Consider the following 14,921-nt stretch of genomic DNA (forward strand, 5'->3'; position numbering starts at 1 on the left):
TCCCGAATTCGGTTACTGACTGTCAACCCCCAGAGAGGAGGCGGACATGAGCGACAACGACGAGAAGGGCCGCGGCGGGGAGCTTCTGCCCTTCCCCCGCGTGATCCTGCCAGGCTCCATGGACGCCCCCGAGCCAGGGCCTCGCGCCGCCGCTGGCGCCGCCGACGAGCCGGCCGCCCCGTCATGGCCTCGCCTACCCCGGGTGGAGCAGATGGGCCCCCCGCTGCACATGACCGTCCCGGCCGTCCCGGCGCTCGAATCCGGTGACGAGGAGGGCGCGTTCGCCCCGCCGCAGCCGGAGGACCCGGACAACCCGACCAGTCGGGACACCCTGCAGCTCGCCGTCGCGCTGATGACGGCCATGGGTGTGGCCGCCGCGCAGGGCATGTGGCATCGGGCGCGGCACCGTTCGGCGCTCGCCGATCAGGCCCGGGCCAACGCGGACAAGGCGACCGCGAAGGCTGCCGCCGCAGGATCCGGTACGCGCGCGGAGGGGAAGCGGTCCGGGTCGCTGACGCGCTCGCACCAGGAGGGCACACACAGGAAGTCTCACGGGCCGCGTGGCGGCGGGCGAGGCGCTGGCGGGCACACGGGCCATGACGGCGACCGGAAGGCGCGTAAGGGGCCGAAGGGCGGCCCCAGCGGGGATCGGAGGCCGGGCGACGGCAAGACCGGCCCGAGCCCCAAGGCGCCCAAGGCCGGCCCGGGCGGCAAGACGATGCGGGACGGGGACAAGTCGAAGCAGCGCAAGCAACGCCCCGGCAAGGACGGCAGCGCCCCGACGCGCCCCGACGCTCGCGTCCCTGAGGCGAAGGGCAAGCCGCCGAAGCAGCCCGCCCCGGCCGGCAGCAAGGGGCCCGGCAAGGGCGCGCGCGACGCGAAGCGGCCCACCGGCCCGGCCCCGTTGACGTGGAAGGCGCCCAAGAGCGGCAAGGACGCCAAGGAGGCCAGGCCGAAGCGCTGGACCGGCGGGCGCCCCGAGGGCAGCGGCAAGCCGGCGAAGAAGCCGACGGGCGGCGCCGGCAAGGACGAGCCGGCCGCCAAGACCCCGGGCGGATCCCGGCGGCCCGAGGGCCAGAAGCTGACCTGGAAGGCGCGCAAGGGGCACGGCAAGAGAAGCGCGGGGCCGAAGCGGTGGACAGCCGGACGGCCCGGCACCGGCCGCGGCAAGGGCACGTCCGGCACCAAGTCCGCGGGCGACTACCAGGACGCCGCCGGCTCGTGGAGGCCCCCGCCACCGCCGCCTCCCGGGTGGGAGGGGATGAGGCCCCCGCCCGGCGCCGACCGGGCCTACCGCTTCGAGCGGATGGACCGCGTCGACCAGCCCCCCGGCCGCGAGCAGCACGACAAGCCGGCCAGGGCCGTCACCGGGGCGCCCGCGGCAGGGTGGCGTGCGCTGCCCGCCGGCCGCGCCGCCGCGCCGCAGTCAGCCCCGTACGAGCAGGGAGCCCGAAGCATGAGCACGCCGCCGCCCCGCACGACCCAGTACGGCGACGCCGAGCTGACCATCTACGACGTGATCGAAGCCGACGCCGACATGGCCGAGGAGATCACCGACGGCGTCGCCGAGGCCCGCGCGACCGCCGAAGGCTGCGAACGGCTCATCACCAAGCTCGAAGCCGTCCACGCCAAGCTCATCGAACTGCGAGTGCCGGGCGTCCTGGCGGGCTGGATGGTGCGGCTCATGGACAAGACCCTCACCGTCAAGGCCCGCGCGAACGCCATCGCCGAGGGCCTGCCCCGGGCGGCCGAGGCCATTGCGACCGCTGGCAGCAACGCCGCGGCGCGGCACAAGCCGCTGGCTGACGCCGTCCGCGACGCTGGCCACACCAGGCCCGCCGAGCGCGAATACCACGACGAGTAGGGAGGCCCTGTCATGGGTGCAGAACTGGAAAGAAGCCCCACAGGCGCCGCGGTCGCGGCCAGCAGCGGCGTGCTGGAGACGGTGGTGCGCTACGGCATCATCATCGCCCAGCTCACGGTGGCCGGGATCCGGCTGCGCGGTCTGAGCGAGCAGGTGCGCTCGACGTACCGCTACGTCGAAGGCTGCTCGTCCGGCGTGGACCGGCTCGCCGAGCAGATGGCTTCCCTGAAGGTGGACGTCGACACCGTCAGCGAGCACCACCAGGCCGCCGCCGTCATGCGGTCCGTGCTCGCCGAGGCCGACGCGATGGCCGCCGACACCGAGGACCTGGCGACCATGTTCGGCCAGGCATCCGACGCCCACCAGGCCGACTACGGGACCGTCGCCGACACCGCCACCAGCATGCCGGTCCAGATGGCCGAAGCCGAGTTCTACAGCAACCGCTGATGAGCCGAAGGAGAAGATCGTGACCCCGCCGCCGCTGCCCAAGGTGGACATGTCGCTGCCAGAGTGGCACGACCTCAGCCGGGCGCTCCGCCGCCTCGACACCGCACGCAGCGGCACGGGCCGCCTGGCCACCGCGGCCGGCTTCACCGCCGCGGCGGTCGGCCTGTTCACCGGCGACTTCGCCGGGGCGTCCCTGCTGGCGACCGCCGCCCTGTCCGCCGCTGGGCTGGCCTCCCTGCGGCTGTGGAAGCCCGATGGCCAGCAGAAGACGGTCGCGACCGTGCTCTACCTGGCGCCCGGCGCCAGCCTCGCCGCGCTGCTGGTCGGCGAGCGGATCGTGCCCGGCATCCACTGGGTGGAGGCGCTCGGCCTGGCCGTGTGGACGCTCGGGGTCGGGCTGGTGCGGCCGGCCCGCGTCGCTCGCCGCATGATGTCCCCGACGCCGCCGCCCGCGCCGGCGACCGACCTGGCCCCGGTCGACGGGCTGCTCGACGACCATCCGGCGGCGCGCTGGTGGGCGGAGCACGTGGCCGTCAAGGGTGGGGCCGCGCCCAGCACGCTGCTGGAGGGCATCGAGCGGACCGGCGAGAAGTCGCTCAAGGCCGTGATCCGCTCGGCCACCCCGGGCCGCCCGGTCCCGAACATCGACGTCAAGGACCTGTCGGCGGCCATGAACATCCCCGAAGACCTGATCAAGATCGGGCCGGTGCCCGGCAGGGGCGCCTCCGTACGGCTGCTCAAGGTCGGCCAGCAGGAGGAGGACCGCGACCCAGCTTCGGTGTGGGCCAGCAGGATCGCCCCGCTGGCCATGCCCGGGACGGTGCTGACGAGCGTACGCAGCGGCCGGCCCGCCGCGAGTACCTCAGGACAGGAGGGCTGACCGGTGAGCACGCACACGCTGGCCCGCAGCGACGAGATCGTGGAGTTGATGCTGGAGGCGCCGCCTGGCCAGGTCATCAAGTACGACAAGGAAGCGCTCTGCTCCGCTCTCGGCGTCTCCGATGATCCGGCGCGCGTAGTTGTCGAGACGAGCGGCAGGCAGGCGATCGTCACCATCTACCCGTCCAACCCGCTCGCGGTGATGCCGCCGCCGTCGCCGAGCGACATGCTGATGGACCGGTACGGGCGGATCGTGGTCGGCCGCCACCACAACGGCCGCCCGGCGCGCCGTCGGTTGTTCGACCCGCGTACCGGCTCGGCCGTGCGGGCGTTCGTCCTGGGTACGACCGGCGCCGGCAAGTCCCGGACGGTCCAGTACACGCTCGCCTGCGAAAAGCGCAACCGCATCGTCTCCTGGTACGGCGACCTCAAGGGCGGCCAGAGCGCCCCTGAATCTGAGGGCCAGGTCGACTGGCGCGCCACCAGCCAGGAGGAGGTCGTCCTGATGCTGCGGTCGGCGGTCGCCGTCGCCCAAGCACGGCAGCGCCGGTACGCCGCGCTGGGCCGCAACGCCTTCCTGATCGGCGACCCGGACCCGCTGATGTCGGTGCGGCTCGATGAGGCCAACCGCGGGCTGGAGCGCGGCGCCCCCTACCGGGACGAGATGACGTATTGGATCAAGGAGTTGGGCCGGACCGGGCGCAGCGTCGGCGTCGGCATCGAGTTGGACGCCCAGGCCAGCCATCTGGAGGAGCTCGGTGGCAGCGACACGTTGAGGGCGATGCTCAAGGAGGGCGAGATCGTCCTGCTGCGCTGGTCGTCGTCGATGATGGCCCAGCTCGTCGCGGACGGCCTGCTGTCCGCGACCCAGTCGTTGCCGCCGATCCCCAAGCAGTTCAAGCCCGTCCAGCTGCGCAGCCAGTTCGACCTGGTCGGCGACGACGATGACGACTTCTGCGACACCCAGGGAACCGCCTACCTGCTGTCCGGTGCGACTCCCACCAGCATGATGCGGCACTGGCGGATCGGCTCCATCGCCCCGCTGCCCGGTCTCGATCCCGAGATCCAGGCCCTCTACGGGCCCGGTGAGCCGGCTCGCCTGGAGGAAGCCTCGTGGGAGGCGGCCGGCGCGGCGTACGCCGCCCGCCACGACCAGGCGGACATGGCGGCGCTGTGTGCCGAGTTGCGTGAGGAGCTCTCGCAGAAGGGTCGTGGGCAGGCTGGTCACGGCGTTGACGACGAACCGGACGCCGGGGGCCGGAGAAAGCCCCGCCTCCTTGTCGACCGTGTCGTGGCTGCCCTGGCCGGCGCTGGCGAGCCGATGAGCGTCGAGGAAGTCCTGGCCTCTGTCAATGCCGACGGTGGCCGCCAGGTCAAGTCGGCCAACTCCGTCCGGAACGCCCTCCGTGACCTCGTCACCGCTGACGACGTCGCCCGCGCGGGGCACGGCATGTACGTCCTGCAGAACGCCTGACCGGTTACCCAACTCGAAAGGAAGATCGCCATGATGTCCGATCCCCCCACCACACGGGCGGACCACGCCCGCGCCGAGATGTGCCTCACCGTCGCCGCGGCCATCCTCGGCATGTTCGCCCTCACCCAGCGCTCCGCCGTCACCTGGGTCCTGTTCAAGGCTGGCGTGCCCGCGCCGTGGCTGTCGCCGTGGGTGTGGCTCCCGCCGCTCACGGTCTCCGCCGCCTGCTTCCACGTCGCCTGGCGCCTGATGCGGCACGGCACGGTGCCCGCCGTCTCGGCGCTCGTCGCGTTCGCTGGCTGGGCCATGATCCTCCTCGTCGAGGTCGCCTGGTGGGTCCGGTGACCGGAGCGGCGTTGCGGATGCCCGCCCGGCGTCACGTCGGGCGCGCGTCCGGAGCAGCCAGCTCCGCCACCGGAAGGAGCCCAGTGTGACCAGCAACGCCCGCGAGTTCGACGTGATGGACATGCGCGCAGCCGAGGCGATCGCCCGCGCGAGTGGGTGCGCCGTCGAGGAGGCGCTCGGGTACATCGCGGACGGAGAAACCCCATGTCACTGATCCACGACCTCGAGCGGGTACGGGGAACTGGCTGCGTCGAGCGCATGATGGCGCTCGCCAGTGAGCTCGGGCTCACCGCGGCCGATGTCGTCCACATGCCGCACCAGATCGCGGCCGAAATCGCCGAGGGCTGCATCTGGTACGAGGACGCGCACGGCCTCGGCCACAAGCGGGACTGGCACGAGCACTTCCGGTACGGGGCCGACGTCGCCACCGCCGCCGGACTGGAGGGCATCGTCGCCTACCTCCTGACCCAGTTCTGGGAGGAGAGCGTCGCGGCGATCCTGCGCCGCCCGGACCGCACCGCCCACCTCACCCCGGAGGAGGTGGCGCAGCGTACACGGTTGAAGCTGTGGGCGGACGCCACCTTCGGACGCTGGGTCGGAGGGCCCGCGACAACCAGCCTGCGAGGCTGGCAGCAGAGCCTCCACGTACGAGAGCCCCGGCCGTCTCCCCAACGGCCGGGGCTCTCTCATGTCCGGTCCAGGTCGGCTCACCTGCGGGCAGGGGCCGCCGGACACCTGGCTCCCGCGGGGCGCAACGGTGGCCACCCCGGCTCCGCGAGAGCCAGGCTGCCTATCGGGCGCGGCCTGTGAGGATGCGCAGCCACACGTCGTCAGCCTGCGGGCGCGACCACGGGCCCGCGTAGTGGCTGATCATCGAGTCGCCCTGCACAAGCCGGTGAATCTGGTAGGCGCCGCTGCACGACACCAGCTCGTACGTCACTGCCAGGCACGAGCACGTGTACTGCAGCACGCGGTACGGGCCGACCGGTTCCCTTTGCCACGGGATCTGCTTGCAGCCGGCCAACGGACGGCCGGGGTGCGGGGAGATGCCGGGGCACTCGAAATCGTCGCTGCTCGCCGAGGTCCGGCCGCTGTCGGGCCAATACACCGTCATGGCATGTCCCCGGCGGTGAAGGGGATCTCCTTGCCGATGGCGGCCGAGACGCGCAGGACCATGCCCTTCATCTCGGCGTCCTGCACGGTGGTCGCGGTCTCGGTGTCGCCGGTCCGCTTGTGCCGGACCCGGATGGTGCCGTCGTCGTCGCGGCTGGTGTCGCATTCGGGGATCTCGGGGATCTCGGGGAGCGGCGTCGAGGGGTTGTCCTCGGCGTGGCCGCTCGTAAACTCGGCCATAGGTCGCACCTCCACCGTGCGATCGTCTGGGCCCGCTGGCGTGTCCGCGCCGGTCGGGCCCACATTCATGTGCGGCTGGTGACCGTCATGCTACGTCGCTTCACCATACTTCACCATGGTGAGACATGAGGAAGTATGGGTATCCGCAGGTCAGTAGGGGTGCCTAGCGTGAAACCGTGATGATCGAATGGCGGTTGAATGCCCCACGCTGGGTGCAGATCGCGGAGATCCTCAAAGCGAGGATCGCTGACGGCACCTACCCGGTGGACTCGCCGCTGCCGAGCGAACATCAACTGGTGCAGGAGTTCGGTGTCGCCCGCGGGACCGCGCGCAAGGTGCTGGTCCGGCTGCGGGAGGAGGGCGTCGCCTACGCGGTGCGCGGTTTGGGGACGTTCGTGGCCGCGCCGAAGCCGAAGCCCACGTCAGAGTAGCCGTCCCGGCTGGCGTACCCTGGCGGCCGTGAGCAGGTGGTACGGCCCCAACGGGATCGAGGTGGAGCGCATCCTGCTCGACCGCGGCCACGGGGCCCGCCAGGTGCTGCGCGTGACCCAGCGCGGTCCAATCCGCGACATCGTGCTCGCCTACGCGGAGACCGTGGACGAGGTCGGAAAGCTCGTCCCTCTCGCCGACTTGGTGGAGGTCTACCAGCTACCCGGGCGCCGAGAGTCGGCCAATGTCCCGTAACGCCTGAAGCCCACCCCCTTGCGGAGGTGGGCTTCAGTTCCAGGCAGCGGCACCCTATGGGACCTAGGCGGCGCCGGCGCTCATGCGCCAGCCCTGGCCGCCTTCCGCAGCGCCTTCTCGGCCCCGAGCGGGTCCGGCTGCTCGCCCCACCACGGCAGATCCCGCAGCGCGAAGAGGAGTCGCATCCGCTCGGCCCGCGCTTCGTGCCACGCCTGCCGCTGCTCGTCGCTGATCTCGGCCTCGCCGGCGACGATCGCGACCGAGGACGGCAGGCTGGCGACGATCTCATGGACACGGGCGTCCGCGGCGTCGTAGGCGCGCTGTGCTGCGATGACGTCGTCCGGTATCTCGATGTCGGCCATGACATTTCCCCCAGGTGGTGCGCGGCGTGGCGATTCTACGCGCACCCAGAGCGGTGGCCTGCGCCGACATGCGGCGGACGATCATCCCGTCGGGCCACGATGGCGGGATGAGCGACGAGCACATGCTGCCGAGCGAAGACCCGGACCTGGCCGAGGTGTGGAAGCAGATGACGCCGACGGAACGACTGCAGTACCAGCTCGCCGAGGGCGAGCCGGTGCCGGAGGAACTGCGGGAGCGGGTGCGCCGCGCGTATCGGGAGCGACGCGGCGACTGACCACCGGGCAAAAAGCGCCGGACAAGTAACCATGTGACGACATACCGTAGCCCGGTGAGTCAGGCAAACCTGGATTTCCTCGCGCACCTCTTCGATGTCGTGGAGTCACTCACCGAGCGCGCCGACCAGCAGATCAGCTTCGGGCTGGACGAGGTTGGTCCGACCAGCTCGCTGGCGCAGGACGACGTCGGCATGGACGGGTTCAAGGTCTCCATCATGGTGATGAGCTCCATCGGAAGCGCCCTCGATCATGCGATCACTCTTCGCTCCCTCGTCACAAAGGCCGGAGAGGTCACCAACGCCGCGCCGTGGACACTGCTGCGCGGGGTGATCGAACCGAGTTCCCTCGCCGTGTGGATCCTCGACGCCACCAGTCGGGTACATCGTCAGGAACGAGCGCTGCGAGTGTGGCGCCACGACATGCATGAGCGCTCCAACTGGGAAAAGGACACCGGCTTCGTCCCCACTCCGCCCGGCAAGAAGGCCACGGATCGCATGAAGCAGATCGACGAGATCGTCCAGCGGTTGGGGCTCCGCCCCCAGCAGGTCGCACAGAAGCTGTACTACTCCCACACTGTGCGCGACGCTGGCGAGGCGGCGGGGATGCCGGGCGCCGCGGCGCGGGCCCGGTGGCGCGAATGCTCCGGGTTCGCCCACGGGCGGAACTGGTCCTCGATGAGGCTCAGCCAGCCCATCGCCGCGACACGACTGCGCGACCGTGACGGCGCGATGGTCGCCCTGACGCTGAACGAGACGCACTTGGAGGGCGTGGCTGATCTGGCGACGACCTTGCTCAACAAGGCGCTGAGCGACTACGCCGACGCCGCCAACGGATAACCCCACCAGCCACAACGAAGCAGCCCCCGCCACCCCGCGAAGGGGTGGCGGGGGCTCTCGTACGCCCGGGCTGGGTGGGCGCCAGCGCGGGCGAGCTCTCAGGCGTGGACGCCCGGCGGGTACGACGACGTGGACGGCGCCGGCGACACGTTGGCCCGCAGCAGCAGACCGAGCACCGCTGACACGAGCAGCACGAACGCGCCCGACTGCTGCTCCGTCAACGGCAGCCCGAACGACGCCAGGCCAGCCAGGATCGTGGACAGGGCGCCGGTCAGCGCCGACACCACCCACGGCCGGGTGAGCACGGCGACGACCAGCGCGACCACGCCGGACGCGATCGTCATCACCCAGCCGGCGGACTCCTCGGTGAGGCCGACGGCGGGGATGGTGACCAGGAACGCGACCGCCGCGTTGATCACGTACAGGATGACGGCGGGCTCCTGCCCGAAAATCTTGACCTGCATGGGCCCCTCCTCAGGGGATGCGCCGCCCCTCGCGCGGGGGCGGAAATCTGGAACCGAAGGCCCGTGCTGTCGTTGCAGGTACAGCCGGGCCAGATCGTCGATCACGACTTCTCGGGTGGGCGCCACGACCACGTCATCGCCCACGTGTCCCGGTCCACCTCGCCGGTGGCGGGCAGCCCGGTCGCCTTCTGGAAGCCGCGGCACACCGTCCGCGACTGCGCGCCGTACCAGCCGTCCACGTCGATGCCCCAGCCGCGCGCGGCCATCTTGGCCTGCCACGTCTTCACGTCGTCGCCACGCTGCATCGGCTCCGACACCTTGAGCGTGCGGCCGGGCCACTGCGGGACGCCGTCCTTCACCACAACCTTCGGCGGCTCCTCGGCGTCGCCGCGGACGAGCTCCATGAAGTGATCCCACGGGAACCCGCTGCCCGGGTCGGAGTGGTCGGTCTGCCCGAACGCCTTGCTGACGTCGACGTGCCCGCAGATCCCCGCCTTGCCCGCCTTCACCTGCGCCACCGACAGGCGGCGCAGCGGCACATCCCAGCGGGCCGCGACCTGCCGCACCAGCGCCGCGGCGCGCCGGAGCATGGCCTCGTGCTCGTCGTCCCGCCAGCGGGCGCTGGAGCCCTTCTGCGGGTCGCACAGCTCGACGCCGATGCTCCCGGTGTTCGGCGGGGCGTGGTAGGCGACGACGTTCTCCCGCACCGAGGCGACGACCTCGCCCGGGTCGACCGTGTAGTGGGCGCTGCCGCCAGCGCCCGCCGACTGGAAGTAGCGGGCCACCGCCCGGGCGCCGCCTTCGACGCAGGGGGAGACAGTGGCGTGGATGACGATCCTGGTGACGCGGGTCTGGGTGCCGCCGTGCTTGGCGGCCGGCATGTACTTCACGAGGGCTCCTTACTGTGGCTGGCAGGTGTAGGTGGCGGAGCCGGGGTCTGCGGGTGTGCACCGGTAGGTCACTCCGAGATAGGTGAAGGACCAGCCCGACGACGGCGGCCCAGGCTCACCCCGCGGACCCGGGTCGCCGTCCCGGCCGTCCTTGCCGTCTTGGCCGTCCGCCCCCGGCTCACCGGGTTCTCCGCGCGGCCCTGGAGGGCCCGTGACGGCCGGTCCCGGATCGCCCTTGGGCCCGGGGCTGCCCTGCGGCCCGGCCGGCCCAGGCGGCCCCGTAGGCCCCCTCTCGCCGTCGCGGCCGTCTTCGCCGTCACGGCCCCGGGCGCCCGCCGTACCTGTCGGCCCGGGCGCTCCGCGCTCGCCGCGCGGCCCCGGCGACGGTGAGACGAGCGGCACCCCGCCGAGCTTCTCGACCTGATCGGACAGCACCGCCCGATCGTCCTCGGCCTGCCGCACCCGGTCGCCGAGCGCGTGGATCTGCATCGACACCACCACCGCGAGTGCGGACAGCGTGGCGCCGGCGGCGAGCAGCAGCCAGTTCAACCGGATCCTGCGTACGTGCGCGCCCATCACGCCCCCCGCAGGGCGATCCAGATTTGCACCACGATGCCGAGCAGCACGAGCACCGCCGGCAACACGCCGGCGTACACGGCCTGCCGCATGTTGCTGCCGCGCCGCTCCGCCGCGGCGTCGATCGCCGCCTTCAACGCCTTCACGTCCTCGGCCAAGACGCGCTGCACATCGGCGACGTCCTTCTCGACCTCGACGAAGCGGCGCTCGATGAGGCGCTGCTCGGCGGTGTACTCGGTGCGGGTGACCAGCTGGGCGTACATGGCGGTCACTCCGTCAAGCCGGCGGGAGAGCTCGCCCGGGGAAGGGGCATCCGTCACGTCACTCCTCGCCGTGGATCAGGGGAAGGGGGGTGCCGCCCGCCGGCACCCTCAAACGGCAGGCGGCACGATCATGTGTCCGGATCCGGACATGCAGCGGGTGTAAACCGAGGGGATGCTGGAGGCGTCTCACATGCCCCGGCCATTGGAGATCAACGTGGGCTACCCGCAGCAGCCGCACGACCCGTACCAGCAGTCAGGCCCCCAGTACGGCGGCCAGCCGTACCAGCCGCAGCCGTACAGCCAGCCGCACCTGCCGGCGCCCATGCCGCAGTACGGGCCGGTGCAGATGGTCACCGTCAGGGAGCGCGGGTTCAACCCGATCACGATGATCGTGCACGGCTGTCTGTGGGTGTTCGTTCACTGGTGGCTGGCCATACTGACGATCGGGTTGTGGCTGCTCGTGGCGATCCCGGTGACGTTCATCGGCTGGAAGGTCACCCGCACGGTGCCGGTCCAGCAGCAGCACCAGCCGCCGCCGTACCCGCCCCAGTACTAGGCGCCCGGGCCTGCGGCGTGGAGCCGCTTGTTCTCGGCGGCCAGCTCGTCACGCTCATCCACGAGCTGCTGCACGAGCGCGCGCAGCTGAGCGTTCTCGTCCAGGGCCGCATTGCGCTGCCCAGCCGTCACCTTCAGCACGGCGTCAGTCGCCACGCTCAGCTGCGTCTCGTCCACTACACATCCCTTCCAAGGGCGGCCTTCAGCCGCCTGCGAGTCTCTGCCATCACCTGGGGGTCCGGCCTATAGGTGGCCTTCAACGCCGCCAACCGCTCACCCGGATCCACCTCGACCGCCTGGCCGGCGAGATCCAGCGCGTGCGGCGACGCGACACGCCGGCGCCCCGGCTTCGGCGCCGTCACCCGCACCGCGGTCTCCTTCACCCAGGCAACGCGCTCCAGGTGCGCCTCACGCGCATGCGATGTCGAGTCGGCATTGCCCAGCGTCACGGGCCTGCCGCCACGCACCATGCCCTTGCGCGCGGCCGGGTCGGTCGCGGCGTTGCGCCGCACACCCGGCTCCGGGACGTGGAGTTGGTGGAGTGCGACATCGAGCAGCGTGTCGATGTCGCCCGGGTCCATGCCGTACTCGACCGCCAGGTTCGCGAACGTACAGGCTGGCAGCGCGTACACGTACGGCGGGCCGCCCGGATTCGTCGTGTGGATCATCCACCATTCGGCGCCGTCCTCGCCCTCCCACAGGTAGGCGTCGACGATTTCGCGTTCGATCATTGGTTCCACACCCAGTACATGACGTCGTATCCCGCTCCTGGCGGCGATGGGTAGGTGTCGAATCCGAAGCCGCCGCTGTTGCGGCTGGTGACGGACACGGCGTGCGGGCCGAAGATGTTGAACATCGTGGCCACCGGCAGAGCGGTGGCGCTGAAGGTGAACCCGTATCCGATGCTGCCGATAGTGCCGGCGCCGAAGCTGGCCAGCCCGCGAGCGAACGCGGCGCCGGAGCCGGGGCTGCCCATCTTGCCGAAGAAGTCGAGCCATCCGGCTTCCTTCGCCACGAGCCCGCTGATGATCGCAGCGCTCTCGGCGGTGATGGTCAGCTGGGCGACGTCCCGGGATAGCTGGACCGTGCCTTTACGGTCCGACACCAGCACAGAGCCGATCTGGATAGCGGGCGGATTGTCGCCGGTGAACGACGTGATGTAGTGGTACTGGGTGGCGTCCCGGTAGAAGCGAATCTCAGGGTTCGCACCGAACAGCGGATTCACCACCAGCCGCGCTGAGCTGCCGCTCACCGTGCTCGTGAGCCGCCCAGTCAGGTCGACATCGCCGGTTGACGCGGACACGGTGAAGGTGGCGCTGCCGCTGCTGTTGTAGGCGCGAAACCCGGTCGTGTCGAGTTCGATGCGGGCGCCTGACGTGGCCGATCGCAGGGTGAAGCTGCCGGAGGAGCTGTCGATGGTGACGGTCTGGGTGCCGCCGCCGTTGAACGCCTTGAGCCCGGTCTCGTCCATCTGGATGCGGGCACCACTGGCTCCCGATCGCAGCTCGAAGGAGCCGTCGATGTCGAGCCATACGGTCCGGATGCCGCCCGCGTTGAACAACTGGATACCGGTCACCGTGGACATGTCCATACGGGCCCCGGTCGTGCCGCTCCGCAGGAAGAACTGCCCGTTCGTCTGCAGTTGGACGAGCGAGGTGCCCGCCCCGTTGTACATCTGCAGGCCGCTCGCGTTCATCTCGACTCGCGCGCCGGTGTCGGCCGTCTTGATGCGCGCACCGAGCACGATGTCGGCGGACAACGTCCCCGCCGTGATCTTCGTGGCTGTGAGGTTGCTGATGTGAGCGTCGTCGATGAGCAGAGCTGTCGCGGTGGCCGACGCCGATGCTGGGGACCGGTTGCCGGCCTCGTCTACGGCGATCACCCGGACCCAGCGCGCGGTGGTCTCCTCGACGTCCACGGTGGCGATGGCCGGGATCCCGGCTGTGAGCATGCCTGCGTGGGCGGCGACCTGGCCTTTCAGCGTGCTGGCATCCGCGGTGAATCCACTCGTGGAGCCGACGTGAATCTCCAGGTGGTGGAGGTCGAGTTCCAAGTTGTAGGTGCCGCCGCTGGCCTTGCCGAGCGTGTGCGTGATCTGGATCGCCAGCCGGGAGCCGGCCACCGTCGGCGCGGTCGGCGTTGAGGGTGGGATGGTGTCCGGGTTCGCCGTCGCCGTCTCGACGACGCTCCATGCGCCCTGGTTGTTGCTGGAGTCCACCGCGCGGATCCGGAAGTCGTAGTCGACGCCGGGAGACAGGTCGAGAATCATTGCCTGGAGGTCGCCCCACGGGGCGTACGCGGTCTGCCAGTCGCTGGCGGGCGACACCCCGTACTGCACCTCGTAGTGGTGGCCGTCCAGGATCGTCGACCCGTCCACGTTCAACGGCAGTAGCCACTTGACCAGCATCTTCGCGCGCGTGTTGCCCAGCGCGTCCAGATAGACGCCGGACAGGAACGGCAGATCCCAGCTCACCACGCCAGGCACCGTCGAGTCCGGGATCGGGCGCGGCCCCACCGGCTCCAGCCCGCCCGACGACAAGCTCCGCAGCAGCTCACCCACATCGACCGTGGTCTCGCCGCCCTCGAAGTCCACGTACGGCGTCAGATCCAGCCACACGCCGGCCTGGGACCGGTAGGCGACCGTCGACCCTTCACGCACCGGCCACGACGCGCCCGCCATCCGCAGCTTCACCGGGTTGATGCGTTCGCCCCGGAACGTGATCTCGTTCGCTGAGTCTTCCAGCCCGGAGTCGGGGTCGTACACCCACACCCAGTCGCCGACGCGGAAGGCGCCCTGAATGTCGTAATCGTCCGTAGTTAGCCGCATCGCGTTGCGGGTGCCGAGGTAGCGGTTGAGCTGGATCTGCGCGCGGGCGTTGGCGTTCCCGGGCGCGGTGCCGCTCTCGCTGATCAGGCGGACCCGCTTGACAGGCTGGCCCCTGAGATCCAGGTACGGATTCGCCGGGTGGTTCGCCGACCCGGTCGCAGTCGAGCTGCCCTCGCCCTCGGCCAGCACCACCACGCGGGTGGTGAAGTCATCGACGTCCCGGGCCAACGCCATGTCACCGCGCAGCCCGTGCATGGTCAGGTCGTCGCCGTCGGTGTGCCGGTTCGGCCGGCGGCGCACGATGACACACGTCGGAGTCGCCTGGAAGAGGGAGGCGGCGGGGCCGGCGTCGAGCTTGCCGTCGCCGTTGACGCGCCACTCGGCGCCCATCGTCGAGCACACGTAGTCGATCGCCTTGCGCCTGCTCTGCCACTGGTGGCGGCCCGTGTAGGCGCCCGCGATGCCGCTGTAGAGCGTGCCCTCCACGACCGCGGTCCCGGCGCCGAGCAGCGCGCGGATCGCGTTCGGGAACGTCTGCGCGGTGATCTGCACCGGCGATTCGAGGACGTCGCCCTTGTCGTCGGCATCCCCGAGCCACACCGCCGTGGATTGGCCGGCGATGGTTTTGCGCAGGTGGTCGAAGTCGCGGCCGGTGAGTACGCCGACGTAGCGGGCCATCGTGAGCAGGCTGTCGCCGTACTCCGCGGGGTTGACCCGGCCGGGCACGATCGCGACGTGGCCGAAGAAGCCGAGCTGGTCGGTGATCGTCTTCGGGGTCTCGTCCACGAGGACGAGGCTCCACGAGCCGAGCCCCATCAGGACTTCG

General features: G+C 70.8%; 22 protein-coding genes. 12 read left to right on the forward strand and 10 right to left on the reverse strand.

Annotated features, from left to right (window positions below):
• Nucleotides 1–46: 46 nt before the first annotated feature.
• From HD595_RS33560 to HD595_RS33585, 7 genes are all read left to right on the forward strand, one after another.
• Nucleotides 47–1,864: a hypothetical protein gene (locus HD595_RS33560; protein ID WP_253776093.1), complete on the forward strand. Its 1,818-nt coding sequence runs from the start codon at nt 47–49 to the stop codon at nt 1,862–1,864.
• Between the two features lie 12 nt (nt 1,865–1,876).
• On the forward strand, nt 1,877–2,311 hold the full coding sequence (locus HD595_RS33565; RefSeq protein ID WP_253776096.1) for a hypothetical protein: 435 nt from the start codon (nt 1,877–1,879) through the stop codon (nt 2,309–2,311).
• A gap of 19 nt (nt 2,312–2,330) precedes the next feature.
• Nucleotides 2,331–3,191, forward strand: coding sequence for a hypothetical protein (locus HD595_RS33570; RefSeq protein WP_253776099.1), 861 nt, complete (start codon nt 2,331–2,333; stop codon nt 3,189–3,191).
• A 3-nt stretch (nt 3,192–3,194) separates the two neighbouring features.
• Complete coding sequence (locus HD595_RS33575) at nt 3,195–4,664, forward strand: hypothetical protein (protein WP_253776102.1); 1,470 nt, start codon at nt 3,195–3,197, stop codon at nt 4,662–4,664.
• A gap of 30 nt (nt 4,665–4,694) precedes the next feature.
• A complete protein-coding gene (locus HD595_RS33580) occupies nt 4,695–5,009 on the forward strand; it encodes a hypothetical protein (RefSeq protein ID WP_253776104.1) in 315 nt (104 codons plus the stop codon).
• A gap of 85 nt (nt 5,010–5,094) precedes the next feature.
• Nucleotides 5,095–5,223, forward strand: a complete 129-nt coding sequence (locus HD595_RS46285; RefSeq protein WP_301309673.1) for a hypothetical protein — start codon at nt 5,095–5,097, stop codon at nt 5,221–5,223.
• Nucleotides 5,214–5,819 (forward strand): hypothetical protein, encoded by a 606-nt coding sequence (locus tag HD595_RS33585; protein ID WP_253776106.1) that lies wholly within the window; start codon nt 5,214–5,216, stop codon nt 5,817–5,819. Before HD595_RS46285 ends, HD595_RS33585 begins: the two co-directional genes overlap by 10 nt.
• On the opposite strand, the gene HD595_RS33590 is transcribed toward HD595_RS33585, so the two are convergent.
• Together HD595_RS33590 and HD595_RS33595 are read right to left on the reverse strand one after the other, a co-directional pair.
• Nucleotides 5,800–6,123 carry a hypothetical protein gene (locus HD595_RS33590; RefSeq protein WP_253776108.1) on the reverse strand — a complete coding sequence of 108 codons (324 nt, stop codon included), beginning with the start codon at nt 6,121–6,123 and terminating at the stop codon, nt 5,800–5,802. The genes HD595_RS33585 and HD595_RS33590 overlap by 20 nt on opposite strands.
• Complete coding sequence (locus tag HD595_RS33595) at nt 6,120–6,362, reverse strand: hypothetical protein (RefSeq protein WP_253776111.1); 243 nt, start codon at nt 6,360–6,362, stop codon at nt 6,120–6,122. Before HD595_RS33595 ends, HD595_RS33590 begins: the two co-directional genes overlap by 4 nt.
• A 179-nt stretch (nt 6,363–6,541) precedes the next feature.
• Between HD595_RS33595 and HD595_RS33600 the strand changes: the two genes are divergently transcribed.
• Nucleotides 6,542–6,793, forward strand: a complete 252-nt coding sequence (locus tag HD595_RS33600) for a GntR family transcriptional regulator (protein WP_253781396.1) — start codon at nt 6,542–6,544, stop codon at nt 6,791–6,793.
• A gap of 28 nt (nt 6,794–6,821) precedes the next feature.
• The gene (locus tag HD595_RS33605; protein WP_253776114.1) at nt 6,822–7,046 is read left to right on the forward strand and encodes a transposase; all 225 of its coding nucleotides are present in this window, start codon (nt 6,822–6,824) and stop codon (nt 7,044–7,046) included.
• 80 nt (nt 7,047–7,126) lie between these two features.
• On the opposite strand, the gene HD595_RS33610 is transcribed toward HD595_RS33605, so the two are convergent.
• Complete coding sequence (locus HD595_RS33610; RefSeq protein ID WP_253776117.1) at nt 7,127–7,408, reverse strand: hypothetical protein; 282 nt, start codon at nt 7,406–7,408, stop codon at nt 7,127–7,129.
• 107 nt (nt 7,409–7,515) lie between these two features.
• On the opposite strand from HD595_RS33610, the gene HD595_RS33615 reads away from it, so the two are divergent.
• Complete coding sequence (locus HD595_RS33615) at nt 7,516–7,683, forward strand: hypothetical protein (protein ID WP_253776119.1); 168 nt, start codon at nt 7,516–7,518, stop codon at nt 7,681–7,683.
• Between the two features lie 54 nt (nt 7,684–7,737).
• Nucleotides 7,738–8,520, forward strand: coding sequence for a hypothetical protein (locus tag HD595_RS33620; protein WP_253776122.1), 783 nt, complete (start codon nt 7,738–7,740; stop codon nt 8,518–8,520).
• Between the two features lie 98 nt (nt 8,521–8,618).
• Here HD595_RS33620 and HD595_RS33625 read toward each other — a convergent pair whose 3' ends face one another.
• From HD595_RS33625 to HD595_RS33640, 4 genes are all read right to left on the reverse strand, one after another.
• On the reverse strand, nt 8,619–8,984 hold the full coding sequence (locus HD595_RS33625; RefSeq protein ID WP_253776125.1) for a hypothetical protein: 366 nt from the start codon (nt 8,982–8,984) through the stop codon (nt 8,619–8,621).
• A gap of 101 nt (nt 8,985–9,085) precedes the next feature.
• A complete protein-coding gene (locus HD595_RS33630) occupies nt 9,086–9,865 on the reverse strand; it encodes a peptidoglycan recognition protein family protein (RefSeq protein WP_253781397.1) in 780 nt (259 codons plus the stop codon).
• Nucleotides 9,866–9,883: 18 nt separating this feature from the next.
• The gene (locus tag HD595_RS33635; protein ID WP_253781478.1) at nt 9,884–10,450 is read right to left on the reverse strand and encodes a hypothetical protein; all 567 of its coding nucleotides are present in this window, start codon (nt 10,448–10,450) and stop codon (nt 9,884–9,886) included.
• Nucleotides 10,450–10,713: a hypothetical protein gene (locus HD595_RS33640; protein WP_253776128.1), complete on the reverse strand. Its 264-nt coding sequence runs from the start codon at nt 10,711–10,713 to the stop codon at nt 10,450–10,452. The genes HD595_RS33635 and HD595_RS33640 overlap by 1 nt, the downstream gene beginning before the upstream one ends.
• A 190-nt stretch (nt 10,714–10,903) precedes the next feature.
• Between HD595_RS33640 and HD595_RS33645 the strand changes: the two genes are divergently transcribed.
• Complete coding sequence (locus HD595_RS33645; RefSeq protein ID WP_253776130.1) at nt 10,904–11,269, forward strand: hypothetical protein; 366 nt, start codon at nt 10,904–10,906, stop codon at nt 11,267–11,269.
• Here the strand turns inward: HD595_RS33645 and HD595_RS33650 are convergent.
• Genes HD595_RS33650 through HD595_RS33660 form a run of 3 tightly spaced genes read right to left on the reverse strand, consistent with a single transcriptional unit; the run spans nt 11,266 to nt 14,881 of the window.
• The gene (locus tag HD595_RS33650; protein WP_253776132.1) at nt 11,266–11,445 is read right to left on the reverse strand and encodes a hypothetical protein; all 180 of its coding nucleotides are present in this window, start codon (nt 11,443–11,445) and stop codon (nt 11,266–11,268) included. The genes HD595_RS33645 and HD595_RS33650 overlap by 4 nt on opposite strands.
• On the reverse strand, nt 11,445–11,999 hold the full coding sequence (locus HD595_RS33655) for a hypothetical protein (protein WP_253776134.1): 555 nt from the start codon (nt 11,997–11,999) through the stop codon (nt 11,445–11,447). The genes HD595_RS33650 and HD595_RS33655 overlap by 1 nt, the downstream gene beginning before the upstream one ends.
• Nucleotides 11,996–14,881: a phage tail protein gene (locus tag HD595_RS33660; RefSeq protein WP_253776137.1), complete on the reverse strand. Its 2,886-nt coding sequence runs from the start codon at nt 14,879–14,881 to the stop codon at nt 11,996–11,998. Before HD595_RS33660 ends, HD595_RS33655 begins: the two co-directional genes overlap by 4 nt.
• Nucleotides 14,882–14,921: the final 40 nt, after the last annotated feature.

This window comes from Nonomuraea roseoviolacea subsp. carminata (genome assembly GCF_024172185.1).
Lineage (GTDB): Bacteria > Actinomycetota > Actinomycetes > Streptosporangiales > Streptosporangiaceae > Nonomuraea > Nonomuraea roseoviolacea.

Excerpts from the sequence above, each read along its gene's own strand:
- HD595_RS33640 (WP_253776128.1), bottom strand. The coding sequence starts at position 10,713 with ATGTACGCCCAGCTGGTCACCCGCACCGAGTACACCGCCGAGCAGCGC.
- HD595_RS33615 (WP_253776119.1), top strand. The coding sequence starts at position 7,516 with ATGAGCGACGAGCACATGCTGCCGAGCGAAGACCCGGACCTGGCCGAG.
- HD595_RS33590 (WP_253776108.1), bottom strand. The coding sequence starts at position 6,123 with ATGACGGTGTATTGGCCCGACAGCGGCCGGACCTCGGCGAGCAGCGAC.
- HD595_RS33635 (WP_253781478.1), bottom strand. The coding sequence starts at position 10,450 with ATGGGCGCGCACGTACGCAGGATCCGGTTGAACTGGCTGCTGCTCGCC.
- HD595_RS33560 (WP_253776093.1), top strand. The coding sequence starts at position 47 with ATGAGCGACAACGACGAGAAGGGCCGCGGCGGGGAGCTTCTGCCCTTC.
- HD595_RS33625 (WP_253776125.1), bottom strand. The coding sequence starts at position 8,984 with ATGCAGGTCAAGATTTTCGGGCAGGAGCCCGCCGTCATCCTGTACGTG.
- HD595_RS33655 (WP_253776134.1), bottom strand. The coding sequence starts at position 11,999 with ATGATCGAACGCGAAATCGTCGACGCCTACCTGTGGGAGGGCGAGGAC.
- HD595_RS33585 (WP_253776106.1), top strand. The coding sequence starts at position 5,214 with ATGTCACTGATCCACGACCTCGAGCGGGTACGGGGAACTGGCTGCGTC.
- HD595_RS33645 (WP_253776130.1), top strand. The coding sequence starts at position 10,904 with ATGCCCCGGCCATTGGAGATCAACGTGGGCTACCCGCAGCAGCCGCAC.
- HD595_RS33610 (WP_253776117.1), bottom strand. The coding sequence starts at position 7,408 with ATGGCCGACATCGAGATACCGGACGACGTCATCGCAGCACAGCGCGCC.
- HD595_RS33595 (WP_253776111.1), bottom strand. The coding sequence starts at position 6,362 with ATGGCCGAGTTTACGAGCGGCCACGCCGAGGACAACCCCTCGACGCCG.
- HD595_RS33580 (WP_253776104.1), top strand. The coding sequence starts at position 4,695 with ATGATGTCCGATCCCCCCACCACACGGGCGGACCACGCCCGCGCCGAG.
- HD595_RS33630 (WP_253781397.1), bottom strand. The coding sequence starts at position 9,865 with ATGCCGGCCGCCAAGCACGGCGGCACCCAGACCCGCGTCACCAGGATC.
- HD595_RS33600 (WP_253781396.1), top strand. The coding sequence starts at position 6,542 with ATGATCGAATGGCGGTTGAATGCCCCACGCTGGGTGCAGATCGCGGAG.
- HD595_RS33565 (WP_253776096.1), top strand. The coding sequence starts at position 1,877 with ATGGGTGCAGAACTGGAAAGAAGCCCCACAGGCGCCGCGGTCGCGGCC.